At 66.5% G+C, this 25506-nt stretch carries 28 protein-coding genes and 2 tRNA genes; 13 read left to right on the plus strand and 17 right to left on the minus strand.

Annotated elements, in window-relative coordinates; translation table 11 throughout:
- Positions 1 to 33: 33 nt before the first annotated feature.
- The 8 genes from ABD116_RS22770 to ABD116_RS22805 form a co-directional block, all read right to left on the minus strand.
- Complete coding sequence (locus ABD116_RS22770) at positions 34 to 975, minus strand: alpha/beta fold hydrolase (RefSeq protein ID WP_343973653.1); 942 nt, start codon at positions 973 to 975, stop codon at positions 34 to 36.
- Positions 976 to 1170: 195 nt separating this feature from the next.
- Positions 1171 to 1246 (minus strand) — tRNA-Ala (locus tag ABD116_RS22775).
- A gap of 79 nt (positions 1247 to 1325) precedes the next feature.
- The gene (sepX, locus tag ABD116_RS22780; RefSeq protein WP_343973656.1) at positions 1326 to 2141 is read right to left on the minus strand and encodes a divisome protein SepX/GlpR; all 816 of its coding nucleotides are present in this window, start codon (positions 2139 to 2141) and stop codon (positions 1326 to 1328) included.
- Between the two features lie 98 nt (positions 2142 to 2239).
- Positions 2240 to 2851, minus strand: a complete 612-nt coding sequence (locus ABD116_RS22785) for a GNAT family N-acetyltransferase (RefSeq protein WP_343973659.1) — start codon at positions 2849 to 2851, stop codon at positions 2240 to 2242.
- The gene (locus ABD116_RS22790; protein ID WP_343973662.1) at positions 2851 to 3339 is read right to left on the minus strand and encodes a MogA/MoaB family molybdenum cofactor biosynthesis protein; all 489 of its coding nucleotides are present in this window, start codon (positions 3337 to 3339) and stop codon (positions 2851 to 2853) included. The genes ABD116_RS22785 and ABD116_RS22790 overlap by 1 nt, the downstream gene beginning before the upstream one ends.
- Positions 3336 to 3818, minus strand: a complete 483-nt coding sequence (gene moaC, locus ABD116_RS22795) for a cyclic pyranopterin monophosphate synthase MoaC (protein ID WP_343973665.1) — start codon at positions 3816 to 3818, stop codon at positions 3336 to 3338. Before moaC ends, ABD116_RS22790 begins: the two co-directional genes overlap by 4 nt.
- Positions 3815 to 5041, minus strand: coding sequence for a molybdotransferase-like divisome protein Glp (glp, locus tag ABD116_RS22800; RefSeq protein ID WP_343973668.1), 1227 nt, complete (start codon positions 5039 to 5041; stop codon positions 3815 to 3817). Before glp ends, moaC begins: the two co-directional genes overlap by 4 nt.
- Before the next feature lie 24 nt (positions 5042 to 5065).
- Entirely contained in the window at positions 5066 to 5518 is a 453-nt protein-coding gene (locus ABD116_RS22805; RefSeq protein ID WP_343973671.1) for an alpha/beta hydrolase, read from the minus strand.
- 27 nt (positions 5519 to 5545) lie between these two features.
- On the opposite strand from ABD116_RS22805, the gene ABD116_RS41840 reads away from it, so the two are divergent.
- Entirely contained in the window at positions 5546 to 5788 is a 243-nt protein-coding gene (locus ABD116_RS41840; protein ID WP_425552118.1) for an ArsR/SmtB family transcription factor, read from the plus strand.
- Here ABD116_RS41840 and ABD116_RS22810 read toward each other — a convergent pair.
- Positions 5748 to 6218: a GNAT family N-acetyltransferase gene (locus ABD116_RS22810; RefSeq protein WP_343973674.1), complete on the minus strand. Its 471-nt coding sequence runs from the start codon at positions 6216 to 6218 to the stop codon at positions 5748 to 5750. The two genes, ABD116_RS41840 and ABD116_RS22810, sit on opposite strands and share 41 nt — an antisense overlap.
- Positions 6211 to 7599, minus strand: coding sequence for a UTP--glucose-1-phosphate uridylyltransferase (locus ABD116_RS22815; RefSeq protein WP_343973677.1), 1389 nt, complete (start codon positions 7597 to 7599; stop codon positions 6211 to 6213). Before ABD116_RS22815 ends, ABD116_RS22810 begins: the two co-directional genes overlap by 8 nt.
- Positions 7600 to 7669: 70 nt before the next feature.
- On the opposite strand from ABD116_RS22815, the gene ABD116_RS22820 reads away from it, so the two are divergent.
- Positions 7670 to 8227 (plus strand): 5-formyltetrahydrofolate cyclo-ligase, encoded by a 558-nt coding sequence (locus tag ABD116_RS22820; RefSeq protein WP_343973680.1) that lies wholly within the window; start codon positions 7670 to 7672, stop codon positions 8225 to 8227.
- Here ABD116_RS22820 and ABD116_RS22825 read toward each other — a convergent pair whose 3' ends face one another.
- Positions 8228 to 10777 carry a penicillin acylase family protein gene (locus ABD116_RS22825; protein ID WP_343973683.1) on the minus strand — a complete coding sequence of 850 codons (2550 nt, stop codon included), beginning with the start codon at positions 10775 to 10777 and terminating at the stop codon, positions 8228 to 8230.
- 170 nt (positions 10778 to 10947) lie between these two features.
- Here ABD116_RS22825 and ABD116_RS22830 point away from each other — a divergent pair, with 170 nt between their 5' ends.
- From ABD116_RS22830 to mscL, 3 genes are all read left to right on the plus strand, one after another.
- Entirely contained in the window at positions 10948 to 11301 is a 354-nt protein-coding gene (locus ABD116_RS22830; protein ID WP_343973685.1) for an FmdB family zinc ribbon protein, read from the plus strand.
- A gap of 55 nt (positions 11302 to 11356) precedes the next feature.
- Complete coding sequence (locus ABD116_RS22835; protein WP_343973687.1) at positions 11357 to 11980, plus strand: SAF domain-containing protein; 624 nt, start codon at positions 11357 to 11359, stop codon at positions 11978 to 11980.
- Between the two features lie 148 nt (positions 11981 to 12128).
- The gene (mscL, locus tag ABD116_RS22840; protein ID WP_343973690.1) at positions 12129 to 12536 is read left to right on the plus strand and encodes a large conductance mechanosensitive channel protein MscL; all 408 of its coding nucleotides are present in this window, start codon (positions 12129 to 12131) and stop codon (positions 12534 to 12536) included.
- 204 nt (positions 12537 to 12740) lie between these two features.
- Here mscL and ABD116_RS22845 read toward each other — a convergent pair whose 3' ends face one another.
- The 3 genes from ABD116_RS22845 to ABD116_RS22855 are packed head-to-tail and all read right to left on the minus strand — an operon-like array spanning position 12741 to position 14032.
- Positions 12741 to 13259, minus strand: a complete 519-nt coding sequence (locus tag ABD116_RS22845) for a GNAT family N-acetyltransferase (RefSeq protein ID WP_343973693.1) — start codon at positions 13257 to 13259, stop codon at positions 12741 to 12743.
- On the minus strand, positions 13259 to 13879 hold the full coding sequence (locus ABD116_RS22850) for an alpha/beta fold hydrolase (RefSeq protein WP_343973696.1): 621 nt from the start codon (positions 13877 to 13879) through the stop codon (positions 13259 to 13261). Before ABD116_RS22850 ends, ABD116_RS22845 begins: the two co-directional genes overlap by 1 nt.
- A 15-nt stretch (positions 13880 to 13894) precedes the next feature.
- Positions 13895 to 14032 (minus strand): hypothetical protein, encoded by a 138-nt coding sequence (locus tag ABD116_RS22855; protein WP_343973699.1) that lies wholly within the window; start codon positions 14030 to 14032, stop codon positions 13895 to 13897.
- A gap of 114 nt (positions 14033 to 14146) precedes the next feature.
- Here ABD116_RS22855 and ABD116_RS22860 point away from each other — a divergent pair, with 114 nt between their 5' ends.
- The 5 genes from ABD116_RS22860 (at position 14147) to ABD116_RS22880 (ending at position 19116) form a co-directional block, all read left to right on the plus strand.
- On the plus strand, positions 14147 to 14755 hold the full coding sequence (locus ABD116_RS22860) for a hypothetical protein (RefSeq protein ID WP_343973703.1): 609 nt from the start codon (positions 14147 to 14149) through the stop codon (positions 14753 to 14755).
- A 195-nt stretch (positions 14756 to 14950) separates the two neighbouring features.
- On the plus strand, positions 14951 to 15445 hold the full coding sequence (locus tag ABD116_RS22865) for a SigE family RNA polymerase sigma factor (RefSeq protein ID WP_343973706.1): 495 nt from the start codon (positions 14951 to 14953) through the stop codon (positions 15443 to 15445).
- Entirely contained in the window at positions 15442 to 16059 is a 618-nt protein-coding gene (locus ABD116_RS22870; RefSeq protein WP_343973710.1) for an META domain-containing protein, read from the plus strand. The genes ABD116_RS22865 and ABD116_RS22870 overlap by 4 nt, the downstream gene beginning before the upstream one ends.
- A 200-nt stretch (positions 16060 to 16259) precedes the next feature.
- Positions 16260 to 17459: a chymotrypsin family serine protease gene (locus ABD116_RS22875; protein ID WP_343973713.1), complete on the plus strand. Its 1200-nt coding sequence runs from the start codon at positions 16260 to 16262 to the stop codon at positions 17457 to 17459.
- A 199-nt stretch (positions 17460 to 17658) separates the two neighbouring features.
- Positions 17659 to 19116, plus strand: coding sequence for a tyrosine-type recombinase/integrase (locus ABD116_RS22880; protein ID WP_343973716.1), 1458 nt, complete (start codon positions 17659 to 17661; stop codon positions 19114 to 19116).
- 28 nt (positions 19117 to 19144) lie between these two features.
- On the opposite strand, the gene ABD116_RS22885 is transcribed toward ABD116_RS22880, so the two are convergent.
- Positions 19145 to 19217: transfer RNA gene (locus ABD116_RS22885), tRNA-Arg, on the minus strand.
- Positions 19218 to 19528: 311 nt separating this feature from the next.
- Positions 19529 to 21484: an SIR2 family protein gene (locus tag ABD116_RS22890; RefSeq protein WP_343973719.1), complete on the minus strand. Its 1956-nt coding sequence runs from the start codon at positions 21482 to 21484 to the stop codon at positions 19529 to 19531.
- A gap of 237 nt (positions 21485 to 21721) precedes the next feature.
- Between ABD116_RS22890 and ABD116_RS22895 the strand changes: the two genes are divergently transcribed.
- Positions 21722 to 21976: a type II toxin-antitoxin system RelE/ParE family toxin gene (locus tag ABD116_RS22895; RefSeq protein WP_343973722.1), complete on the plus strand. Its 255-nt coding sequence runs from the start codon at positions 21722 to 21724 to the stop codon at positions 21974 to 21976.
- 46 nt (positions 21977 to 22022) lie between these two features.
- Here ABD116_RS22895 and ABD116_RS22900 read toward each other — a convergent pair whose 3' ends face one another.
- Positions 22023 to 22337: a hypothetical protein gene (locus ABD116_RS22900; RefSeq protein WP_343973725.1), complete on the minus strand. Its 315-nt coding sequence runs from the start codon at positions 22335 to 22337 to the stop codon at positions 22023 to 22025.
- Positions 22338 to 22955: 618 nt separating this feature from the next.
- On the opposite strand from ABD116_RS22900, the gene ABD116_RS22905 reads away from it, so the two are divergent.
- Complete coding sequence (locus ABD116_RS22905) at positions 22956 to 23402, plus strand: hypothetical protein (protein WP_343973728.1); 447 nt, start codon at positions 22956 to 22958, stop codon at positions 23400 to 23402.
- Between the two features lie 393 nt (positions 23403 to 23795).
- Positions 23796 to 24932 (plus strand): Gfo/Idh/MocA family protein, encoded by a 1137-nt coding sequence (locus ABD116_RS22910; RefSeq protein ID WP_343973731.1) that lies wholly within the window; start codon positions 23796 to 23798, stop codon positions 24930 to 24932.
- Positions 24933 to 25506: the final 574 nt, after the last annotated feature.

Genomic DNA, 25506 nt, shown 5'->3' on the forward strand with positions numbered 1-25506 from the left:
GGGATGAGACCCCAAGCTCACCTCACCCGGGGTTTACCGTGCCAGCCATTTCAGGATCGCGCGGTTGGTCTCGTCGGGCTTCTCCTGGTGGATCCAGTGGCCGCTGTCGAGGTGGATCTCCTCGACGTCGGGCACGAATGCTGCGAGGTTCTCGGCAGGCGCCACGGTGTCGCGGTCGCCGTAGATCATCAGGGCGGGCTGGTGGATGATCGGGTCGACGCCGGCGAGCAGGTGCCAGTCGCGGTCGAGGTTCCGGTACCAGTTGATGCCGCCGGTGAATCCGGACTTCTCGAAGGCGGCGACGTAGACGGCCAGGTCCGAGTCGCTCATCAGGGGGTCTCCGACGGGAGCCTCCGCTCGGGCGAGATCGATCATCACCATCCCTGGCTGCGGCTCCTTGCGAGGCTCGTTCCTGCGGTACAGGTTGCGAAGAAACTGTGCCGGGTTCTCCTCGAAGACGGCGTCGGCGACGCCGGGATGCCGGTTGAAATGGACGAAGTAGTAGTCGCTGCCGAGCACCGCTTCCATGAACTCGATCCACGGGGTCTCTCCGCGCACCGGGTACGGCATGCTCAGGCAGATCACCTTGTTCACCCGCGCCGGATGCAGCAGGGTGAGACTCCACACGACCATCGCCCCCCAGTCATGGCCGACGAAGGTCGCATCCTCGTAGCCGTAGTGGTCGAGAAGTGCGACAAGATCGCCGGCCAGCTGCGCGACGTCGTAAGCGGCAACCTCGGCCGGCCGAGAGGAGTTGCCATAGCCGCGCTGGTTGGGTGCGATGACGTGGTAGCCCGCAGCAACGAGAGCAGGCACCTGATGACGCCAGGTGAAGGCAAGATCCGGCCACCCATGGCAGAGCACAACAGGCTTCCCGCCGTTCTGCCTACCTGCTTCGAAAACCTCCAACTCCACACCGTTGACAGCGATCAAGATGGGCTCGGGAAAGTCGCTGGGGTTGCTCAGTGATTTCATCCCGCCAACCTAGGCAGCCATACCGGCCACCTCATGACCGCTTCCTCAGAACTGTCGCGGCGTACCAACCCAACCCAACCCACGCAAAGGGGGGTGCGGGGTGGCGAAGCCCCCCGCCCGCGGCGCGAAGCGCCGCACAAACAACCAGGGCGACCCGCTTCACGGAACCTCGTGAACACAGATCGCCCATCGCCCTGGTGGAGCTGAGGGGATTCGAACCCCTGGCCTCCTCGTTGCGAACGAGGCGCGCTACCAACTGCGCCACAGCCCCAGGTTGTCGCTGATTGCCTTGCGACCGCGAAACTCTAACACGCGGGCGGTCGCTGTCTGAAATCGGTTTGGGGTGTGGATCAGTCGCCTACCGCCCGGCGGATTTCGGGTTCTTCCACCGGGGCAGGAGCAGGCTCCGGTACCACCGGTGCCGCCTCCGGTTCGGGGTCGGCGGTGCGGGCTGAGGAGAAGACTTCGGGGCCGGACAGGCTGATGGTGCGGACCGTCCGGTCGGGGGCCTTCTCCTTCATCACGTAGGTGGGCAGCGTCACAGGGACCGGGTCCCAGAGGCCGTCGGTGCGTGGCTCGGGCTTGGTCTCGGCAACGGGCTCGGCGACGACCGGGAGCTTCACCTCGATGGTCAGCTCCTGGTCCGGCGACAGCGGGGGCGCAGTCGCCGGGCCGCGGTCGTGGTGGGCCTCAGCCCGGGCACGGCGCTCGGCGGCGACGGCAGCCCGCTCACGCGCCTGGCGACGGAGCTGTACGCGAGTCAGCACGACGAAGCCGACGATCAGCCCCGCCGGTACCGACAACGTCCACCAGGCAAGCATCTGGAAGCTGGCCAGCGCCGTGACCGACAACAGCGAAAGGGTCAGGATCGACAGCACCCGCCGGCGGCGCATAGCGGCCACCCGGCGGGCTCGGTTCGGAACGTACCGCGCAGGCGGCGACGGATCCTCAGTCACTTCGTCAGGCGACTGGCCCGGAGGTCGCACGACATACCGGGACCTGGCTTGTACGTCGGTCGCCCGCGACAGCACGCGCGCTTCCGACGACGAGTACTTCTCCGCCGAGCGGCGTGCACTCGCCTCGTCGTTGCGCTTCAGCAGCATCGGGACGAGGTAGGCAGCCCACGCGGCGACGATCGCCACATAGATCAGCCCTGTCGTCCCCATGCGACGACGCTAAGACCCCGGACGGGTCAGGTCCGGTACGTGAGCCGGTGTGTCGCAAGAAGACTCGTGTGACTGGTGTGAATAGGCACGCAGCGTGATCAGGGTAAACGTGCTACCAGGCCGGGCCCGACTTCCTCGGCGTTCAGGGCGAAGATGCGATGGTCGCGCCACTCCCCGTCGATGTGCAGGAAGCGCGGCCGGTCACCTTCATAGCGGAAGCCGAGCTTCTCCACCACCCGCAGACTCGCCTTGTTCTCTGGGCGGATCGCGACTTCTAGCCGGTGCAGGCCGAGCGTGAACCAGCAGTGGTCGGCAGCGAGCGCCACAGCCGCCGGTACGATCCCCCGCCCGGCGTACTGCTCGTCTACCCAGTAGCCGAGGTTCGCCCAGCGCGCCGAGCCGTAGGTGATCCCGGAGACCGTCAACTGACCCACCAGGGGCCTCTTGGCCTTGGGACCGGCAGCACCGGCGTACGTGATGACGAAGGGCAGCATGCGTCCGTACCGCGCCTGGCGGTTCCAGTCGCGAGCCATGGCCCGGAAGGTGCGGGCACCGTCGTCGGCGCCGGGCGGTTGGGTCGCATCCCAGGGGCGGAGCCAGCTGATGTTCCGCTGGCGGGCAGCACTCCACTCGGGGCCGTCAGTGGCCTTGAGGGGTCTGAGTCCTACCTGCCCGTGTTGGAGTTCCACGGGCCAGTGCACTACGGCCATCAGTCCTGGTCCGTCCGGACGTGGTCGCCACCGCGCACCTGGTCGACCGCATGCCGCAGTAGCGGCTCCAGCACGATCAGCCCGTCCTTGACGCCACCACGGGAACCCGGGAGGTTCACGATGACCGTCTTGCCGGCCAACCCCGCCAGACCTCGGGACAGCGCGGCAGTGGGCACGCCCTGCGCGATGCCGTAAGCACGGATGGCCTCGGCGATACCAGGGATCTCTGTCTCCAGTACTGCGCGCGTGCGCTCCGGCGTCTCGTCTGTGGGCGAGATACCCGTACCACCGGTGGTCAGTACGACGTCGTACGCCGCGTCGACCGCCTTCACCAGCGCCTCGCCGACGGGAGCCCCATCCGGGACGACCGCGGGCCCATCGACGGCGAAGCCCCAGCTAGCGAGCCGTTCCGCGATCAGCGGCCCAGTGGTGTCCTCGTAGACACCAGCAGCAGCTCGGTTGGAGATGCTGATGACCAGAGCCCTCACGGCCGCTCCCAGTGCCCGGTCTTGCCGCCTTCTTTCAGCTCCACCCGTACGTCGGTCAGCACAGCCGCCGGGTCGAGCGCCTTCACCATGTCGATCACCGTCAGCCCCGCGACCGCGACAGCCGTCAGCGCCTCCATCTCCACCCCGGTACGGTCGGTGGTCTTGACGGTGGCAACGATCAGTACTGCGTCGTCTGCCACCTCCAGCTCGACCTTCGCTCCGGTGATGGCGATCGGGTGGCACAGCGGCACCAGGTCGGGCGTGCGCTTGGCCCCCATGATCCCGGCGATCCGGGCGACCGCCAGCGCGTCACCCTTCGGCACACCCTCGCCGCGCAGCGCCGCGACGACCTCCGCCGACACATAGACCTTGCCCGAGGCAACCGCTCGCCGCGCACCGGCCGACTTCTCCGAGACGTCGACCATCCGAGCGGCGCCGGTGGCGTCAACGTGGGTCAGCCCCCCGGCAGATTCCGTCATCCGGTCTCCTCGTCCAGCAGCCAGAGCTCTGCCTGGTCGCCGGCCCGGACAGAGGTGACGTCCTCGGGCACCACGATCAGCGCGTTCGACCGGCTCAACCCGCCGAGCAGGTGTGAGCCGTGGCCGCCGACTGTACTGGCCATCCAGCCCTGATCGCCGGAGGTGGCCGATGCCCGGACGAACTGCCGCCGCCCGGCCGGGGACGAGAACCCGTCCAGCACCACGCCCTGCACCGTCTGGCGGCGGTACGGCATCGCCCCCATCAGCTTGCGCAGCGCCGGCCGTACGAACACCTCGAACGACACGTACGCCGACACCGGGTTGCCCGGCAGCGTGAAGATCGGTACCTCGTCGTCACCCATCACGCCGAAGCCCTGCGGCTTGCCCGGCTGCATGGCGACCTCGGGGAAGTCGATGGTGCCGAGCTTGGTCAGCACCTCCTTGACCACGTCGTACACGCCCTTGCTGACGCCACCGGAGGTGATCACCAGGTCGGCGCGGACCAACTGGTCCGACAGCGTGTCCATGATCTTCTTCGGGTCGTCATCGACGATGCCTACCCGGTAGACGACGGCACCGGCCTGCCGAGCCGCTGCAGCGAGCGTGTAGCTGTTGGAGTCGTAGATCTGCCCATCTCCGAGCCGCGTACCCGGCTCGCGGAGTTCAGCGCCGGTGGAGACGACTACTACTCGAGGACGCGGCCGTACGGTCACCCGGGCGCGTCCAACAGCAGCCAGTACTGCGATCTGCCGCGGACCCAGCACGGTGTCCCGGTCCATGACCTTGTCGCCTGCCTGCAGGTCCTCACCGGCGTGGCGTACGGAGGCACCTAGCGACGGCTGCTGCGCGATGTGGACTCGCGCGGCTCCCCCGTCGGTCCACTCGACAGGTACGACGCTGTCGGCCCCGCGGGGCATCGGTGCGCCCGTCATGATCCGCACTGTCGTCCCTGGAGTGACCACAATCGGCTCAGCCCGCCCAGCGGCGATCTCACCGACCACAGGCAGAGCGATCGGGTTCTCCCGGGATGCACCGGCCAGGTCGGCCGCCTGTACGGCGTACCCGTCCATGGCGGAGTTGTCGAAGCCAGGGAGGCTCACTGGAGAGACAACGTCCTCACAGAGCACCAGCCCGAGCGCCTCCATCAACGGCTGCTCGAACGGCGGCAGTGGCCTCACCCTGCCGAGTACTGCTTCCAGATGCTCGTCAACACTCCGTCTCACGCAGAGGACTCTAGGCCATGCCCTCTAGTGCAGGAGGAACTCCGTGACGGTCTGCCGAACAGTGCCCGCTCCACTGACCTGCAGCGAGTGGCCGGCATCCGGTACTACGACGAGCCGTGACCCCGGGATGTCCCGGTGAGCCTCGAGGCCCCAGACCAGCGGCGTACCCAGATCCCGCTCGCCGTGCAGCAGCAGGGCGTTCACACCTCGCAGGGACAACCCACGCACCTCAGGGTCCTTCACCTTGGGCCAGTTCTCGCACATCACCATCTCGCCGTTGGACCGCGCCGCAGCGGCGTTGAACGGCCACAGCTGCTCAGGAGTCAACCTGCTGACCGCCCGATCGGCCTTGCGGGCCCTACTGTGCACAGGCGACTGAGCACCGCCCCACGGGAAGTCCAGGTCGAGACAGAGGGTCGCCGCCTGGATTCCCTGGCTGTACTCCGATGCCGGCGCGCTGCCGTCATCGGCCCGCACGCGACGGGCGACGCTCCCCAGGTCCCGGTGTCAGACGGCCTTGGCACTCGTCACCGCCTGATGGCCGCCTTGGAAGTACCCCAGCCGGGCCACACCCTGGCCGCCCGTCTCGGCCTGTCCAAAGCGACCGTGTCCTACCACCTGGGGCGGCTGCACAGCAGTGGCCTAGTTGAGCGCCGCCGTCTCGGCCGCGAGGTGTACTACGCCAGAACCCCCGCCGCGGACCGGCTCACGACACCGCTTCGGGATGCGCGCCCCACACCATCCTGACGTCCGGCACGCGCTCCTCGTTGTCGGCGCCGTCGGTACGCCGTACCTCCGTGAACCCGTGCCGCCGGTAGAACTCCTGTGCCCGGGTGTTGCTCTGGAACGTCCACAGGGCGAGTCCACCGGGCCGCAGGTCCTTGGCCAGGTCGACCAGCGTCGAGCCGACCCCCTGGCCGGCCACCTCCGGGTCGACGTACAGCTGGTCGAGGTCGTCGCCGTCCAGCGTCAGTACGGCGACGATCCGGCCGTCGTCCATCGCTACCCAGCTCTGCCCGTCCGGTAGCAGCACCTCGGCGAACCAGCCGCGCACTTGTTCCTCAGTGTGGATCGCCGGTGGCAACTGCGAGTCTTGTGCGTGCCGGGACCGCCACCAAACCGCTGCGGCCTCGTCCGTGTCGTACGGCTCCAACGGCCGGATCCAGACATCATCCACGGAGCTCGGTCCCGTCGGGGATCTCCCGGCGTTCACCGGCCGGCGCCTCCACCTCGACCTCGCCGAGCACCACCACATCCTTGCCGAAGGCAACATCACCGCGGACCTCGAGCCGGTCGGCCCGGACCAGCGACGGCGGTCCGGCCGCGAACCGTGCCTCGAAGTCGGCGAGGATCTTGAAGTACTCCGGATCGAGGTCGACGTACGGCTCGTCGCCCACGTGATGGGTGGTCAGGTCGCCGGCGTCGTTCAGCTGGTACACGTCGGAGCGCAGTACCAGCAGGTCGTTGGTCGTCTTGACCGGCTTGAACCGGCTCCGGTCGACGACCACCGCCTGCGAGCCCTCGAAGGTCTCGATCGCGGTGCCCATCGCGGTCTCCAGCTGGATCACCTTCGGCGAGGACGAGTCGGCCGGGTCGACGGTCTTGCGGTTGACGATGATCGGCAGGCCGAGGATGCCGTCGTGGCCGGCCATCAACTCGGCGAGCCGGTCGAGATCGATCCACAGGTTGTTGGTGTTGAACGTCTTGTGCCGGGTGATGTCCTGGAAGTGCTTCGTGTCGTCTGGAGGCACCTGAGCGCTGTCGCGCAGGATCAGCCGGCCGTCGGACTTGCGGACGGCGACGTGGCCGCCCTTGCGGTCCGACCTGGTCCGGCGGCAGACCTCCATCCCGAAGGGGACGTCGTGCTCGACCATCCAGGCGGCGATCCGGCCGTCGGGGGTGGCGCCGAGGTTGTCCGCGTTCGAGATGAACGCGTGCCGGAAGCCCTTCTCCCGGAGCGCGTCGAGCGTGCCGGAGGCGACCAGGGCGGTGTAGATGTCGCCGTGGCCGGGCGGGCACCAGGCGAGCTCGGGGTCGTCGGGCCACTCGGCCGGGGTGAGGTCGTCGGCGAGGAGCTTGGGCTCCATGTTCTGCTCGAAGTCGAGCGGGACGCCGTCCACCGGCAGGTCGGAGTACTCGCCGAGGATCGCCAGCGACTCCTTCTTGGTGCGGAAGGAGTTCATCAGGACCAGCGGCAGCGGTACGTCGTACGCCCTGCGGGTGGCCAGGATCTGCCGGGCGATGATGTCGAGGAAGCTCAGTCCGTCCTTGACCGGCAGCGCCGACTTGGGTCCGGTGACGCCCATCGACGTACCGAGACCGCCGTTGAGCTTGATCACCACCGTCTCGGCGAGGGCGGCCCGCCGCGACTCCTCGCTGGGATCGAGGTGCTCCAGATGGGGCAGTTCACCCACCGGATCGATGTCGTCCTCGCGGATCGTGCCCTGCTGGCCCGACTCGAACAACCGGTAGTAGTGCGAGAAGACTTTCACCGCGACGTCGGCGACTCCGGCCGCGCGCATCTTCTCCTGTGCCTGTTGGAGACCTGCCTCACTCATGACCCAACACTAGGGTAGGCATCCTCACCGCGACGTTAACTGCGTCACTATGCGTCTCTAGGATCACCCTGTGTTCTCTTCGAAGGCGGCATTGCGTTCGCAACTGTTGGCCGCCCGGCGCGTAACGGCCGCTTTGTCCGGACCTGGGCTGCTCGCGGTCGCCCGCGAACAGGTCGAGGTGGTCGCCGCGCGGACGATCGCGGTCTACGTCTCGATGGCCAACGAGCCGCAGACAGGCCCGCTGATCGACTGGCTGCTCGCCTCCGGCCGCGAGGTTCTGCTGCCGGTCCTGTACGCCGACAACGACCTCGGCTGGGGTATCGCCCCGGGCGCGGCCGACCTGGTCCCCGGTCGACTGGGACTCTCAGAGCCGCCCGTGGATCTCGGCGCCGACGCGATCGCCTCCGCCGAGCTGGTGATCTGCCCTGCGCTCGCGGTCGACCGTCGCGGCGTACGGCTAGGCCGTGGTGGCGGTTCCTACGACCGGGCGCTGGCCCGAGTCTCTCCCGGTACGCCGACCTGGGCCGTGGTCCACGACTCCGAAATCCTCGACGAGCTCCCGGCCGACCCGCACGACCAGCCCGTCAAGGCAGCACTCACCCCGACCCGGCTGGTCCAGCTCGGATAGCTAGTTGTCCTTCTCCGGTTTGGTGAAGGTCAGTGTGTGCTTGCGGGTCGCCTCGACGGCAGCGCGGGTGAAGGCCCACGGCAGCGTCTCGCCGCGCACCCACAGCTTGGTCTGGTCGATGTAGTTCGACGAGAACGCGTGCCCGGAGACGCCGGTCAGGTTGATCCAGCGCGACTTGTCGAAGTCGGACAGGTCGACCACCATCCGCATCGACGGCGTCGAGATCACCTTGTACCCCTCGGCCGCGTCCCACGAGGTCGCGTCGACGATCGACGACCCGCCGCCCAGCTCGTACGGGCCGCGGTTGAACAGCTTGTCGACCACGCCGATGCCCGACGTGCCCAGCGTCTGGTTGGTCAGCGTCAGCTTGTGCAGCCGGCCCCACTGCCAGTTCGAGGGCTCGCGCGCCATCTTGGTGGTGATCTCGGCCCGCGCGTTGACCAGGGCCTCGCGCAGGATGTCGTCGCGGCTCTCCCGCTGCGTGGTGTCGAGGTTGTCCCACCAGGTGCTGTTCGGCTGGGTGACCAGCGTCCGCATCACCTCGAACCAGCGGGACCCGCCGTCCGGCCAGGCGCTCTCCGGCAACTGGTCGTGAAAGGTGAGCTGGAGCAAGTTGCGCCAGACGACGTTGAAGTACGCCGCGGGCGCGGAGTCGGCCGGCTGGGTGAAGTCCCAGTTCCGAAGCGTGTCCTGGCCCTGCCGGTCGAACTCGTCGTTGATCTGGACGTGCAGCAGGTACGGCATCAACTGCTCGGCGTTGCGGTTCTTGGTGTCGAGCTGGATCGAGGCCATCGCGTTCGCGTCGAGCTTGCCCGCGGCCCGGACCCGCTCGAGGATCTGTTGCGCGCGGTAGCCGTAGTCCCAGTCGTCGGTCAGGTGGTACGGGTACGTCTCCGGCACGACCGCCTGGTTCGCCGTCACGATCACGCCGTCGACGGGGTCGGCCTCGGTCGGCATCGCGTCGAACGGGATGTAGCCCTTCCAGTGGTAGCGCGAGTCCCAGCCCGGCACCGGCCAGTCGCCGAACCCGGCGTTGCGGATCGGGACCCGGCCGGGCGCCTGGTAGCCGATGTGGCCCTCGCGGTCGGCGTACACGAGGTTCTGGGACGGGACCTCGAAGATCGAGGCGGCGGCCCGGAACTGGGTCCAGTTCTGGGCCCGGTTGATCGCGAACAGGGCGTCGGCGGTCCGGCCCGGGGTCAGCGCGGTCCATTGCAGGGCGACGCCGAACGCCTCGGGGCTCTTCAGCTTCTTCGCCGACAGCTCGCCGGCCTCGCGCTCGTCGTCGCCGACGTCGGAGATGATCGGGCCGTGCCGGGACTCCCGGACGATGATCGTCTCTTCCTTGTCCTGGCCGGCGACCTTGAACTTCTCCTCGCGCCGGGCCAGGCCGGTGCGCTTGTTGTCGTACATCACCGCGTTCGGCCCGGCGAACTTCTCCAGGTACAGATCCATCACGTCGGGGTCGAGGTTTGTGAAGCCCCACGAGATCGAGGCGTTGTGGCCGATCACCACGCCGGGCAGGCCGGAGAAGCTGAACCCGGACACGTCGTACGGGCACTGCGTGTTGACGTTGTTGCAGTGCAGGCCGATCTGGGTCCAGATGCCCGGCATCGTCGCGCCGAGGTGCGGGTCGTTGGCCAGCAGCGGCTTACCGGTGGTCGTGTGCTCACCGGAGACGACCCAGGAGTTCGAACCGATGCCGTCGCCGCGGCCGATCAGGTCGGGCAGGCCCTTGGCCACCTTGTCGATGGTGTCGAGCGACTTGAGCAGGTCCTCGGTCAGCATGCCGCGTTGCGGCGCCGGGGCCTGCTCGGAGGTGGTGAACGCGCCGCCCTTGGTCACCGCGGCCGTCGCGATGATCGGCTCGTTGCGATCGAAGGGGTAGTCCGGGTAGAGGCTGGCGATGTTGGCGACCGGGTACTTCGCCGCGAGCTTGGTGCGGGTGATCTCGTCGTCCATGTTGCCGCCGAGGTCCCACGCCATCGCCTTCAGCCAGGCCAGCGAGTCGGCCGCGGTCCAGGGCTCCGGGTGATAGTCGGGGCCGGTCGGGTCCTTCAGCGACAGTACGGCGTACTCGAGGCTGAGGGCGGAGCCCTCGTGGGTGTCGAGGTAGGCGTTGACGCCGCGGGCGTAGTCGTCCAGGTACTGCCGGGTGGTCGGCGTGAGCAGGGCGAGCTCTTTCTCCGCGACCCGTCGCCAGCCGAGCGTGCGGACGAACTTGTCCGTCTCCAGCGCCTTCTTGCCGAACAGCTCGGCCAGCCGGCCGGACGTCACGTGCCGGCGGAAGTCCATCTCGAAGAACCGGTCCTGGGCGTGTATGTAACCCTGAGCGGCGAACAGATCACCCGGCTTGTCGGCATAGATCTGCGGGATGCCGTTGCCGTCGCGGACCACCTCCACGTCCGCGTCGAGTCCGGTCAGCTCCACCGTCCCGTCGTAGCCGGGGAAGGAGTGGCGGACGACGAAGACGCCGGTCCCGGCCACCACCAGGAGCAAGGTGGCGAACACGATTCCGGACAGGATGATGACACGCAGCAGGCGACGCACGGACCAAACTTAGAGAATCCGGCCCCGCACCCCAAATGCCGCTCCCCGAAACCTGTGGACACAGAGCGGTCTAGACCGCCGATCCCGGGCAGAAGTTGGAATACTTCGGGCCCGTAACGCATTATTAGCAGTCGAGTAGTAGGAGTGCCAGCGGCCTGAAGGGGAATCACGTGCCGACGTACCAGTACCAGTGCACCGAGTGTGGTAACTCGCTCGAGGTCCGCCAGAGCTTCACCGACGACGCCCTGACGGTCTGCCCCGAGTGCCAAGGGACCCTGCGCAAGGTGTTCAACGCCGTGGGTGTCGTGTTCAAGGGCTCCGGTTTCTACCGCAACGACAGCCGCTCGTCGGGGACCAGCACGCTGCCGGCCAAGAGCGAGTCGTCCTCGTCTTCGTCGTCGGAGTCGTCGTCCAACGGATCGAAGGCGTCGTCCTCGGACTCGTCCAAGGGTTCGTCGTCGTCTTCTTCCGGCTCGTCGGGTTCGTCCGGGTCGTCGTCGAGCAGCAACACCAGCGCCGCCTGAACTTCCTTTGTGGACAACGGAAGAACGGGCTTCTTAGGCTCGTACCTTCCCTGGCATGAGCCGACTTCTTCTTCGTGACCTGCTGAAAGCCGTTCGCCGGCACCGCCGCCTGCTGGCCGGGGTGTCCGCGGCGGCAGCCGTGTACTGCGGCATGGCCGCCCTTTCCCCGCCACCACCACCGACGGTCGCCGTCCTGGCCGCCGCCAGAGACCTGGCCGGTGGCTCGCCGCCGACGGCGCGCGACCTTCGAACGCTGCGACTCCCTGTCGCCGTCGTGCCCGCCGGCGCCCTGCAGCCGGGCAGCGACGTCGCCCGACGTGTCCTCGCGGGACCGGTGCGCTCCGGCGAGCCACTCACCGACGCGCGGTTTCTGAGTCCTGCGTCACTCCCCGCCGGGCAACTGGCCTATCCCGTCCGAATCGACGACGCGGACCTGACCACGCTGCTCCAGGTCGGCGACCGGATCGACCTGTACGCCGCGACGAGCACTCCGGCCGATGCCGCGACTCCCCTGGCTGGCGCCGTGCGGGTGATCGCATTGCCCGCGGCGCGTCCGTCGTCAACCGGGACCTCGGGGGCGCTGGTCGTGATCGCGGCCGGGCGGGACGTGATCGGCCGGATCGCGCAAGCGACGGCGAATGCACGGATCAGCTTCGCACTGACGCCCGACACCAGCTGATCCATCGACTGGTCACTTATCGGACACGGGCGGTGGCGATCAGTGGCGGTGCGGCGCGGTTGCTCGCGATCCAGCGAGTGGAGTCCTACGTTTTGCGGGTACCCAGCCGAGGGTCCGCCCGGGCCCCGCATCGTGGAGGCACTGCACAATGATCGACGGCTTCAAGAAATTCCTTATGCGGGGCAACGTCCTCGACCTCGCCATCGCGGTCGTGATCGGCACCGCGTTCGCCACCGTGGTGAAGACAGTGGTCGACAACCTCGTGTCGCCACTGATCGCCTCACTCGGCGGCAGCAACGTGAACGGACTGGCCTTTCACATCGTCGACGGCAACGCCGCCTCGAAGGTCGACATCGGCGCGATCATCAACGCCTTCGTCGTCTTCTTCCTGACCGCGCTCGTCGTGTACTTCGTCCTGGTCGTCCCGATGAAGAAGATCCAGGACCGTCGCGCGGCCAAGGCCGGCACGCCCGAGGAGGAGCCGGAGCCGTTGACCATGGACCAGGAGCTGCTGGTCGAGATCCGCGACGCTCTGCGGGCCCGTCCGCTGAACTGACCGAGGTCATGAAGGTCCGGTCGGCTGTGTCCTCGCAGTACAACGCAGTCGACCGGACCGGCGGCCGCGGACCCGCAGCCCGGTCGGCTCCGGCAGTCCGGTCGGATCCGGCGGGTCATCGGCTCCGGCAGGGCAGCTGGCCACGGCGGGTCAATCGGCTCCGGCGGGTCAGTTGGCCACGGCAGGTCAGTTGGCCACGGCAGGTCAGTTGGCCACGGCGGGGCGGTTGGCTCCGGCGGGTTCGTCAGTCGTGGGGTATTGGAGCCAGGTGTAGTTGATGGGTTGGGGCTTGTTCCATTCGGCGGCTATGTCGTCGGGGACGGGCTGGAAGCCGGCTCGGAGGTAGGCGCGGATGGCTTGGGTGTTGTCGGGGCGGACGCGGAGGAAGATTTCGGCGTAGCCGGCGGACCGGGCCGGTTCCAGGAGAGCGCGGACGAAGTCGGTGCCGACGCCCTTGCCGCGCAGCGCCGGGTCGACGATGAGGCGGGCCAGCTCGACTTCGTCTTCTTCGTCGTCGAGCCAGAGTTCGCCGTACGCGACCGGGGTTTCGCCATCGAAGTACAGGTAGGCCCGGATGTCGTCGGCGATCGCGCGCCAGCTGGTCAGGATGTCGGCCGGGAACGGGTACTCGTCCCGCCCGGTCAGCAACGCGACCTCCTGCGCCGTCGTCGCCCAGCCCGCGACGAGTGCCGTGTACTCACTCTCGAACGACCGCAGCTCCATCAGGACTGTCTCCTCGCGGAAGCAGCCAGCGTCGCGGCCAGTTCGTCTTTGTGGGGTGGGAAGTATGGGGTGGGTGGTTCTGGGCAGCCGGGGAGTTCGCGACTGCCGGGGATCAGGCCCAGCAAGGCATCGACCGTCTTGCGTTGATGAGATGGATTCTCTGGCACCGAAGGGAGGACTGCCACTGGAATACCCAGGCGCGCAAGGTCTTCGTCCCGCACTCCACGCAAGGTGTCCGCAGCGAGCAATTCGTCAGCCACGGTTGATGATGCGCCCCTGGAGGTGAGGCCTGCGCGCGTGCGTTCGTCGGTCACCGGGTCGCCGCCCGTCGCCGGCCAGGCCAGGACGAGTCCTTCGACCAGCTCTGGGTACTCGATCGCCAGAAGGGCAGCCACCGAGCAGCCGTTGGAGGCGCCGACCACTACGACCGGTTCGTGCGGAAAGTGTTCACGCAGTATCGCGACTTCTTCGGCCCAACTGCCTGGCTGCTGGGGACGATCAGGCGCCAGGACGGTGACACCGCGCACCTCAAGTGCGGCGACGATGCCCGGAGTACGCCAGAAGCGTTCCGCGTCCATCGGTTCCCACAAGCCACCGTGGACCAGGAAAACCGTGCTCATCGACAGCGCAGCCGGTCAGTGATGCGGCGGGACCTCGCGCAGGATCCGCTCGTCGTCGTCACTGCTGAAGTCGTTCTCACCCCAGGTGCGCGGGTCGTCGTCCCGGGTCTGTTCGGGCAGCAGCGGCTCGTCGTCTTCGTACGGGCTCGTCATACGCTCATTTTACCCCGTGACCAGATAGACGCAGTGCCGTGACAGTTCTGCCACGACCAGTGAGATCCTCCTCGACCATGATGGGTTCCCTTGCCCAACCGGAAGGACCGAGTCGTGAGTGCATCAAGGACACGGGGCTTCATCGGGGCGACGCTCGTCGTGACAGTGCTCGGGTTTGCCGCCGCCTGCGGTAACGAGGACTCCAGCGGCGCCGGCGCCCAGCCCAGCAACCCGCCGACCACCCCCAGCACGCCACCAACAATGCCCACCGCCACCCCGAGCGGAACACCGAGCATGGACTGCCCGCAGACCATCACCGCCGTCCGGGACGCCGTCGGCAAGGCCGTCTGGGGCAAGGGGACCGCCAAGTCCCTGTTCCAGCCGGTCAGCGTCACGATCTGCCAGTACGACGCGCAGGCGACCGGCCAGGACTATGCGACCGTCACCACCAAGCGGACCGCGGCCCAGGCCGTCGACCTCTTCGCCTTGGTGAACAGCGCGAAGCCGGTGCCGAAGAAGCCGGCCGTCTGCACCAAGGAACTGGGGCCGACCTACGTACTGCGGTTCACCGACAACGACCGCGGCGTGCTCTCGTACACCGCGGAGGCGTTCGGTTGCCGCCAGCTGGTGGCGACCTCGTTCGAAGGACAAGGCAAGCCCGGCGAGCTCGCGTCGCCGCGGCAGGTCTCTCCCGAGCTGATCAAGGCGCTCGGCCTGCGCTGACCCTGCCCCGGACGTGCCCCCCGAAGCCGTCCGGGCCGGGGTCACCCCGCCCGCCTTGTGGGTTCCACCCGCAAGGCGGGCGGCTCGGCCTCCGCACCGGTGAGATCGAACTGTGTGTGAATCTCTGCAGCACCCTGGGTAGCACACTGCGTCTAATAGGTGTGAGGTGTTGTACGCCCAGTTGGGGAGTTGCGAGTGGAGTTCGAGGAGTACGCGTCCGCGCGCGGGCAGGAACTGGTGCGCCTCGGTTTCACCGTCTCCGGCGACTACCAGCGGGCGGAGGATCTGGCCCAGATCGCGCTGATGCAGGCGTTCCGGTCCTGGCGCAAGGTGCAGCGGGCCGACGACCCGCACCACTATGTGCGCCGGATCCTGATCAATTCCTATCTGTCGATGACGCGTCGCCGGTCCTTCACCGAGGCCCCGGCGGCCGACCTCGACACCGATCGCACGGTGCCGGATCCGGCCACGGACATCGTGAACTCCGACGACCTCTGGCGAGCCCTCGCCACGCTGTCGGCCCGGGAAAGGGTCGTCCTGGTGCTGCGCTACTACCAGGACCTGGACGACCGGACGATCGCCGACCTGCTCGGCATCAAACCGTCCTCGGTGCGCGCGACCGCGAGTAGAGCCCTCGCCGCGCTCCGCAGGACGAGGCAGTCCCACCGTGTTGATGAGAGGTTGTCGTGAGCAAGACAGAGCTGGAAACAGAGCAACTGGAGGACGGCCTGCGCGCCACTTTCGAGCGCGCCGCCGCTTCGGTGCCACCGTCCGCCGACCTGGTCGGCCGGGCGACCGTCGGCGCGCAGCAGGCGCAACGGCGTACCTGGCTGATCTCGGGGGCCGCCGCAGCCGCGGTGGCCGTGGTCGCCGCGGTCAGCTTCAGCCTGGCCGGTCCGTCCCAGTCGACTCCGCAGCCGGCGGGGAGCAACCCTGCACCGGCCGGTTCGAATGCTCAGGCTCCTGCAGCCACGGCCCAGGCCGTAGTCGGCACCTGGCGACCGGTGCATCTCAGCGGCTTCACCACCCTCAAGGCGGCCCGGCCGGACAACCCGACCATCACCTTCAAGGCCGACGGGACCTGGGTCGGCTCCGACGGCTGCAACGGGATCAACGGCACCTACTCGATCGGGCAGCGCGGCGAGTTCAGCAGCAAGTCGGGCAGTCAACGGATGGTCGGCTGCGACAACGTCCCGCACACCGCGATCCTGGCGGCCGCGAAACGGATCACCAGCGACAAGACCGGCCTGACGTTCTACGCCGGCGACGGGCGAGAAGTTGCGAGATACGCTCGCGCACGGTAGTCAAATTTGCTTGCGGACGGTGATCGCCTATTGACTATGAGCTGTCCCTGACCGGACGATTCACGGAGGCCGTCCACCGATTGGGGAGCTTAGTGCGACTCTCAGCTACCGTTCCGCTGCTCGCTCTTAGCTCAGTGTCACTGGTCACCGCATCACTTTCGGCCCTGCCGTCGACGGCTGCGCCGGGAGTACCGGCGACTGTGACGCAGGCCACGGTGTGCAACCACGCCGACCCGACGACGACGTCCTCGGACGCCGCCAGGCTGTCCCAGCCCGTCTCGGCCAGCGACTCACGACCACTCGGCCAGGCGATCGCCGAGGGCGTGACCAGCGCCGTGCGGTCGATCGAGCCGCTCGACGCGACCGGGCGGCCGACCTCGGGTCTTTCCTACGGGCTGAGCCAGGGCATCGTCGGCGTACTGGGGTCGCCTGAGACCGGCTACAAGGTCGTTGTGGACGACTCGGTGGTCGACGAGAAGAAGTACCAGGCAGCCGTCGCCAAGAACGTTCCGGCCGCGGGGCAGAAGATGCTCGGCCTCGAGCGCAGCTGCCGTTCCGCCCGCTCGATCGCGGACGCCTGGAACCGGATCAGCGCGCGTTCATGGACCGACGCGGCCAAGACGACGTACAGCGCGGACCTGGACCCGGCGACGGAGGAAGTCGTGGTCGAGTACGACAAGGCCTCGACGTCGGCTGCGTCGGTCGCGGCGTTGCAGTCGCTGGACGGCGTACGGGCATCGGCCGGTGGTCTGCAGCGGACGTCGCGGGTGAGCGACACCCCGACCGGCGGCCACTGGGGCGGCGCGATGATCAAGTCGGCGCTCAAGTTGTGTACCGCGGGCTTCTCGGTCGTCAAGCGGTCGAACGGCCAGCGCGGCTCGGTCACGGCCGGCCACTGCGGCGGCGTCGGCACGGTCTGGAACTCGGGTACCAACTACTACGGCACCACATCGGTGCGGACGAACTATCCCGACTACGACCAGTCCCTGCTGACCGGCAGCTCGTACGGCCCCAAGATCTGGACCGACGGCCCCGGCGACTCGGTCGACACCCGGACAGTCAAGGCCGCCGGCGACCCGGCCCTCGGCTCCTTCATCTGCCAGTCCGGCTACAAGAGCCTCTCGATGTGCCGGCTCACGGTGAAGTCGCTGAGCGCGAAGTACTGCGACACGGACGGCTGCACCACCTACGTCATCCGCGCGACCCGCGACAACGCCGTCGCCATCCGCGGCGGCGACTCCGGCGGCCCCATCTACACCACCTCCCCCGGCGGCGGCGCCACCATCCGCGGCCTCTCCTTCGCCGGCGGCGGCTGCACCGCCTCCAACTGCATCACCCTCTACGCCGAGCGCTACGCCTCCATCTCCGGCCACCTAGGCGTCAACGCACTCATCGGCTGACTCCGCTACCCTTGTCCCCGGTCCACACGTGCGCCCCCGTAGCTCAGGGGATAGAGCGTCGGTTTCCTAAACCGTGCGTCGCGATCGCGAGCTACTGCTAGAGATATCGCTCTGACCTGCGAAGACTCGACTGACGACAGCTTCGCATTTGATACTTGGGAACGGAAATGGGAACGGTCGACGCTTAAGCTCGGTTCCCATGGGGACTCCGAGGAAACAACGTGGGCACATCGAGGAGCGCTCGAACGGCACCTTCCGTGCCGTCGTCTCGGCCGGCACAGATCCGTTCACTGGCAAGCGCGTCTTCCTCAAAGAGACGTACGGCACGTACGACGAGGCCGAGGTGGGCCTGACCGAACTGCTCTACAAGGTCGACAAAGGCAAGGTCGACAAGGGCAAGCTCACCGTGATGGACGTGCTCGACAAGTACCGCGCGGTGGTTGACCCCAAGCAGAAGCGGCGCACGAAGGTGCGCCGCGACCAGCTGATCCGGGACTACCTAGAGCCCCGCTTCGGCGGCGACTTCAAAGCGGCCAAGGTGCGAGCAGAGATGCTTGAGAACTACTACGCCCTACTCCAGGTCTGCAGGTACAACGCAGAGCTTCGTGTGAACCACAAGGCGAAGGACCACACCTGCGAGCCGTTCGCGAATAGCTCGATCCGAGCAATCCATTTCATCCTCACGGCAGCCTTCAGCCGTGCGGTCAAATGGGAGTATCTGCCCGTCAACCAGCCGGCCCTCGCCGAACCTCCCGAGTTCGAGCAGGGCATGCCCGATCCACCAAGCCCCGAAGAACTTGCCCCGGTCATCAACGAGGGCTGGCGGGATCTCCCCTGGGGCATGTTCCTGTGGCTCACCATGCTGAGCGCCAGTCGCCGCGGAGAGATGTGTGTCCTCCGCTGGACCGACATCGACTGGAAGCGCGGCGTCATCATGGTCGAACGGGCCGGCGACCAGTACGCCGGCCAGGTCGAGGAGATCACCACCAAGCGGAAACAGCAGAAACGCCTCGGCCTGGACGCGTACACGATGGAATTGCTCACCATGTACCGCGAGTACTGCGAACGCCAGTGCAGACGCCTCGGCGTCAAGCTCCGTCGCGACGCGTTCCTGTTCTCCAGCCAGCCCGACTTCTCCGATGCCTTGAAGCCCAACACGGCGACGCAGCGATACCGCCGCCTAGCCAAGCGCAACGGTCTCCGCAGCACGCGCCTGCACTCGATCCGCCACTACTCAGCAACCGAATTGCTCGGCGCCGGCGTCGACCTCCGCGCCGTACAGGGCCGGCTCGGGCACACCCAGGGCTCAACAACCCTGCGGTTCTACACGGCCTGGCTCGAGCGGACCGACAACGCAGCGGCGGAGGTCCTCGCTAACTCGATTCCAAAGCCAGACTTCGCAGCCAGGACACCACGCCACGCCTGGGAGGTCCTCACGGCGACACTCCGCGCCGATATCGAATCCGGCAAATATCAGGTCGACTCCGAACTCCCATTCGCCCGCGACCTAGCCACCGAACACAACGTCTCGGTTGGCACCGTGAGCCGAGCGACAGCAGAACTGAAGAACCTCGGCCTGATCGAGGCGAAGCAGTACCGCCGAGCCAGGGTGATCCGGCAGTACATACCACCGGTGGCGGTCGACGAGGCAGGCTGACCGTCACGTCAGCCCTGGCCTCATTGGGTGCCCCCGGCAGGATTCGAACCTGCGGCACATGGTTTAGGAAACCATTGCTCTATCCCCTGAGCTACGGGGGCAACGCGCGGAGCCTAGCCTATCTGACTCTCTGGCATGAGGTGGCCCCATTCTCACCGCTTCAGCCGGGCACGGCGGCTATTGAACGGTGAGGGCACTGCAGAGCCCAAGCTATTTCAGCGCAAGCGGCTAGAACTGATTCCAGGTCGTGATGGCGTAACTGGCGATCCTCCGACGCGGCGACGCGTGGGCTGAGGGCGAAGCGAGAGCCCGCCTGACGCGGGCGAATGCACGGACACCAAGCGCGCCCGGAGAGTCGAGCCGCCAGCGCCATCTCATCGTCCTGTGGAACTGTCAGTGGATGGTAGACGGGTCACGTGCCGATCTCATCGACATAGAACTCGCTTGGAATAAAGCCGTTTCCAAGCGACCAAGCACGGGCGGCAGCTAGGCGCCCAACGGCCACATCTACGTCGGCCATGGTTGCTCGCATGATCTCTGATCGCCCTCCGCAAAAGCCAACCTCAACGAGTGGGTGTAGGTCTCCGTCTCGGATCAGTTCAGCATCCAGCTCGGCCGCGGTCACGGCTCGGTACGTGTCTAAGCGCGGCTCCGTGACAAACAGGTGGACCATGTCGCGCGGCACCAATGCTGATCGCTCAGTCCTTCGCTGAGACGCGGCGGCGTCCAGGTCAGTGATCTCGTCCTGACTGGGAGGCGGCGTGACTCCCGAGGTCGGTTGCGCCCGCATTGCTTGTATCTCCCGGTCGTCTGCAGCACCTTCGCCTTCGCGGCCGAGGCCCTTCAGAACCTCGAAAGTCGATTGGACAAGTCGTAGGTACTCAAAGCGTTCGAAGGCAGCGGAGTAAGCAGCTGCTCCGAGACCGAGCAGATCTTCGAATGTAGGTCTGAGCAGGCAATGAATTTCACCGTGTGACCGCGGTAGTCCGAGAGTGAGCTGAGGAGTTAGGTACTGGGCGATCACGACTCGCTCTCCGGAGATTCGGTTCACGGTGGTGGGAATGGTGAGCAGCCGCCTCGTTAGGTCGTATCGGCTGGCCGCAACTGATGCGATCCCTGCCGCGTAGAGGATCGCGGTGGCTGGAAACATGCGCAGATGGATGAGAGCCGTCGAGCCACTAACAAGTGGCTGGACGCTGAACCGGCCAATCTCGTCGAACCACCACTTGTCTACCGAGGAGTTGCCCCAGTACGCGCAGGTGGCGACGAGGGTCAGCGGGACCTCCATGGCGGCGTTTAGCACAGCGCGACGCCTGGCGTGCTCGGCCTCCACTCCGACCATATCGAACACAGTTGTAGTCAGCACTTCGCATGTGCGCAGACGCTCAAATTCCGCATGAACGACATCGTGAAGCGGTACAGCTACTTGTGCGCCAGCAAGTGCCCGCTTAGCGGAGGCCGCAGCGACTGTTGCGGTCAGTGGGTGCCTTTTGGCGGTGTCACGGATAGCTTGGCAGGCGTCTGCCAGCGCCCCAAAGAAGGCATCCGCAGTTGTGCGGGCGACAACCGCCTGCCGCTGCGCTCGAACCTGCTCCGCAAATTCGCCCATGGCGAACGGCTCTACCCAGTACGTCGCGTAAAACCGCGTTGAGTTGCGGGAGACGGCATCACGTAGGGCTGGGTCCCACGCGGCTGACCAGCCGGCGCAGATCAGGCCATAGTCGCGGAGAACACGGTCTAGCAATCCATCTATCTCGGGCCGGTAGGTATCCAGCTCCTCAGCGGTGTTCAGCATCGCGGTCGGATTCAAGTAGTCGCCGTGAAGATGAATAACGACACACTGAAGCGTGTGGATCGGCGCGAGACCCTCGATGTCACCAGGTGACGCCACGATCGTCGGCTCGACACCTTCGTCACGAAGCGCAGCTTCGATGAGGCGATCGAAGTTGAGGGTGAGGATTACCTTGACGAGTCCATTTTCCACGAGGCGCGCGATGGCCCGGTGCGCCGGCGACGGCTGCTTCAAGCCAGCGTCTCGTTCTTCAATGGTCGGTTCGAAGAAACCACGCAACAGCGCTTGCCGTTCGGATTGAGTGCTCGCTAGCGAGCTCAGCAAATCACCATAGGTGGATGGCTTCCCGAACTTTTCGGAGTACCAGGCGAACGCGTCGTCGGGTTCCTCACCCAGCGCTGCTGCCAATCGCTCGATGAGCGCCTCCTGCACTCCCCATGCTGATGGCAAGCCGCTGCTGACTGAAACTCCAGCACCTATGAGCAGTGCATAGGCGGCAGGATTGGATGTGAGGGCAAAGGCGGCCGTCAGATGTGGTTCGACACCAAGATCCTGCTCGGTCACTGATTCACTCATGTCTCCGCCTCATTCACATCACCACACGCAAGTGTTGAGGACTGTATCGCGGAGGCTGCTGGCTTCGTCCACTCCCCAATCACGCTGTTCCGTCAACTTGGCACGGACTCAAGGGTGGCGCGAACCAGACATCGTGGCGGGTCAAACCGACGTTACGAGGAGGACGCTCAGCGTCGCATCCGCCCTCTAGCAGCGCTTCTAGCAACACGAACACTCGCACCACACTCGAAATCCACCATGAGTTTCGAGGATTTCGCACCACGTGCCACGAAGGAGCGGCAGCATTGGACGCCCCAACCGGGGAATCCCGAAGGCCTGGACCAGCTGTTCCACACGGTCGACCTGCTCGCCGACGAACCGCGGCCAGAAGGTACGACGGGGTATAGGACGCCGGACCGCCGGCGGTTGCGCAGTGGGCGCTACCGCGTGCTGTACGACGTCAACGACAACACCGTGACGGTCGTCGTGATCCATGCGGGTCGCACCAGCTGATCGAGGGCATGATGTCACGCCGACCGCTTGCGGCCGATGTAGCAGGCTAGGGACGGACGTGCTTGCAGAGTCCGCCCTGGCGGTAGCCACCAGGTACTTCGGCTCCGACCGTGGACCAGAACTGGCGCGATTCACCGAGATGTCCGCCGAGGGTGTGCCAAGCCAGACCGGGGAATTCCGCACGCAATGCGGCCAGGCCAGCGCTCGCCAACCCCGCTCGCTGATAGCGCGGGATGGTGTACGGCTGCTCGACCCAGCCCAGGCCACACCGACGACACACCCGGTAGTCGACGGCAAACACAAACTCGCCGTCACGGTTGGCCGCGTCCTCCAGGTTGGCTGCACGCTGGCGCCAGCCCACTCGCTCACTGGAGGCGGTGTCCTGCCACGGCGTCGATAGCCGTGGAACCTTAGGCCAGTCGGTGGGTAGCCCAAACCGCCCTCGGCTGATCCAGCGCAGAAACTCCCGCATTGGCTCACGCCCAGGCACTCGGCCGACTTCGGCCGTTGAAGATACGAGCTTACGCACCGCGCCCCAGTCGGGCTCGCCGCCCGAATCGCTGTCACTCGTGGAATCCATCACCGAAAGCTATACGCCAGCGACGACAGGGGCAGTGTCCTGCTCGCGGCGAGTTGGGACGGACTTCTAATCCGTTGGTCGCAGGTTCGAATCCTGCCGGGCGCGCCACCTAACTGCGCAGGTCAGACGCCAGCTCTACCTCGGAACCCTCCATGAACATCGGCTCGCGTGGGGCCATTCGTGGTGCGAACTAGGGTCGAAGCGAGTCATCTGGAGTTGCTGTTCGCTCTATATAGGGCCCGCTACTCATATCGGGCCCGCTACTCGGCATAGTTCTGCGGCGCCGAAACGCACCGCAGCACCACCTGGAAGCCCAGCTGAACCCGGCACGCAGCGACGCTGCCACGCCCAACCGTCATGGACGACGCCCGACGCGGCCTCGTACGCCACAATGTCCCTGTGGGGGTAGCAGAGTGGCTGGAGAATCACGCCGATCGACTCGCTGAACGGTCGCGATGGCGAGCTGATGTCGCAAAATTGGTGGTGACGTTCACGACCGGCGTCGCAGCGACCGTGGTCGGTACCGCGCTCCAGGTTGCACCGACCAACAAGACCGACCGGGTAGCTACGTGGCTGCTGGGTGGAACTGTCGTCCTCGCACTTGCCGTCCTGGTTCTGGACCGTCTGCGGGAGCCTGACCATGCCGCTGTTCTCGCAGAATCTGCCATCCACGGCTGGGATGAAGCGACGCTGATCGCAGAACTCCGTGTAGAGGTTCTTGCGACTGCACAATTCAATCACCGCTGGCTGGCGGTCGTGCGAGGAGCCCTTGCCGTCCAGGTATCGACTGCCATCGGGGCTGGGACGTTGGCAGCGATCTCTCTGCTGCGTGAAGTTGGACCGTAGACTCGTTGTATGAGAGGCCGCGGATCACGCGCAGGTGCCCGAGGACCGTTCTGGATCCCCGGGGAAAGACGCACGTGGCAAGCCGCCGTAACGACAGCCCGTGAGATGCTTCGAGCGGCGGACGACGCCACTAGACGCTCCGCCCCTACAAACTCTCCCCCAGCCGCACCCAGCCCAAAGGGGCAGCCAGCCGATGGGGATGCTTCCAGCCCTGGCAATGTCGAGCCAACTGTGCACGCCGCGGCAGATGCTTCGACAGAGTCGGCCGATCGGCCCGTCGGCGCCGACCTGCGATCGGACGAGTCCGGGGAACCAGATCCGACACTGCCAGAGGACTCCGAGCGGGCTGGCCAGGAACAGGCCGAGAACCTCAGCGGCGACGATAGTCCATCGTTGCCGATCTCCGAGACCTCAACGCAGCAGTCGGCGGCGCCGGCCACCAATCGTGCTGGACTGCGCGTGGGCGTGGTGGGGTGCGGGTACTGGGGCTCGAAACACGTCCGCGTACTGCACACCCTGGAAATGGTCGGCACCGTCGCGGTGATCGACCCAAACCCGGACCGTGCTCTTCAGCTGTCCCGCAACTACCCGGCACTGGAGGCGTACAAAGATCTGGACGAGGCGATACCGCACGTCGACGCGGTGATCATCGCCACGTCGCCGAGCACGCACAAACCGCTTGCACTGAAGGCGATCGCGGCCGGCGTGCACGTGATGGTGGAGAAGCCGCTGGCGACCACCGCCGCCGACGCCCGCGAGATGATCGCGGCCGCCAAGGCGGCGGGCGTGGTGCTGATGGTCGGCCACACCTTCGAGTACCACTCGGCGGTCTGGCAGCTGCGCGAGATGGTGCAGAACCGCGAGCTCGGTAAGCTGTACTACCTGGAGACCGCGCGGTTGAACCTCGGTCTCTACCAGCGCGACTGCAACGTCTTGTTCGACCTGGCGCCGAACGACGTGTCGATCGTGAACTACGTGCTCGGTGACATGCCGGTCAGCGTCCAGTGCTGGACTTCGCGGCACGCGAACCCCCAGCTGGAGGACGTCGCCTACCTACGGCTGCACTACATGGACCCGGACGTGACGGCCAACATCCACGTCAGCTGGCTGAACCCGGACAAGGTCCGCAAAGTCACGATGGTGGGCAGCGAGAAGATGGTCGTCTTCGACGACCTGGCCACCCAAGAGCGGATGAAGGTCCACGACAAGGGTGTCTCGCGGCCACCGCGGCTCGTTGACGAGCTGACCGAGCCGCCGATGTCCTACCGGTACGGCGATGTCGTCTTGCCGCACCTGGTGATGAACGAGCCGCTGATGGTCGAGGACGAGCACTTCGCCGAATGCATCCTGACCGGGCTGACCCCGCTGACCAGCGGCGCCAACGGCCTGGCCGTGGTCGAGGTCCTCGAGGCTGCGCAGATGTCGGCCCGCGAGGGTCGCGAGGTGCTGATCGAGGAGATCGCCGGCAAGCCCGAGAAGGGGAGCGCCGATCAGCACCGCGAGACCATGTCGCGGTTGCGCGGTAGGTAGGGGTGTGTATCCCGACCGGGACGCGCCACTCGCGCCCTGGTCAAGTGCGCTTCGTGCGCCGCGATAGCAAGGCCGCTGCACCTGCTGCGATGCCCCCTCCGGCTGTGCTGGCTTCCCCATCAGTGCATCGTGCCAGCCTCACCACCGGGCTGGCAGCAGATAGAGGGAATCGGGGGTCTCTATCAACGCCGATAAGATTCGTTACGTCGGGCTGACAGGAGTAGCCGCAATCTCTCAGAGGGAGCCGCTCACCGCGAAGCCGGCCAACCAGCGCGCCTGCGGTGTCAGGGACGACGGTGCGGGACAGAACTCGAGAGCCCGACCAGAAGATTATGAGAGCCTCCGTCATCGCCACACAGGCACTCATTAGGCTGCGCTACTTCGCGAATCACCCGCATGAAGCGACCCTAGCAACACCACTTGACATGATTTCGCACCATGCACCGCACCACACTCACGGCCCGTCTTGGGGCGTGCATCCTCGGCGCGGCAGGCCTACGATCCCGACTCGAACTGTTCCGCGACCGCCTTTGGTGTAGCTCTCTTGCTCCCATCGCGCCGGCAAGCTGAGTCT

Source organism: Kribbella koreensis (assembly GCF_039525325.1).
GTDB classification, from domain to species: domain Bacteria; phylum Actinomycetota; class Actinomycetes; order Propionibacteriales; family Kribbellaceae; genus Kribbella; species Kribbella koreensis.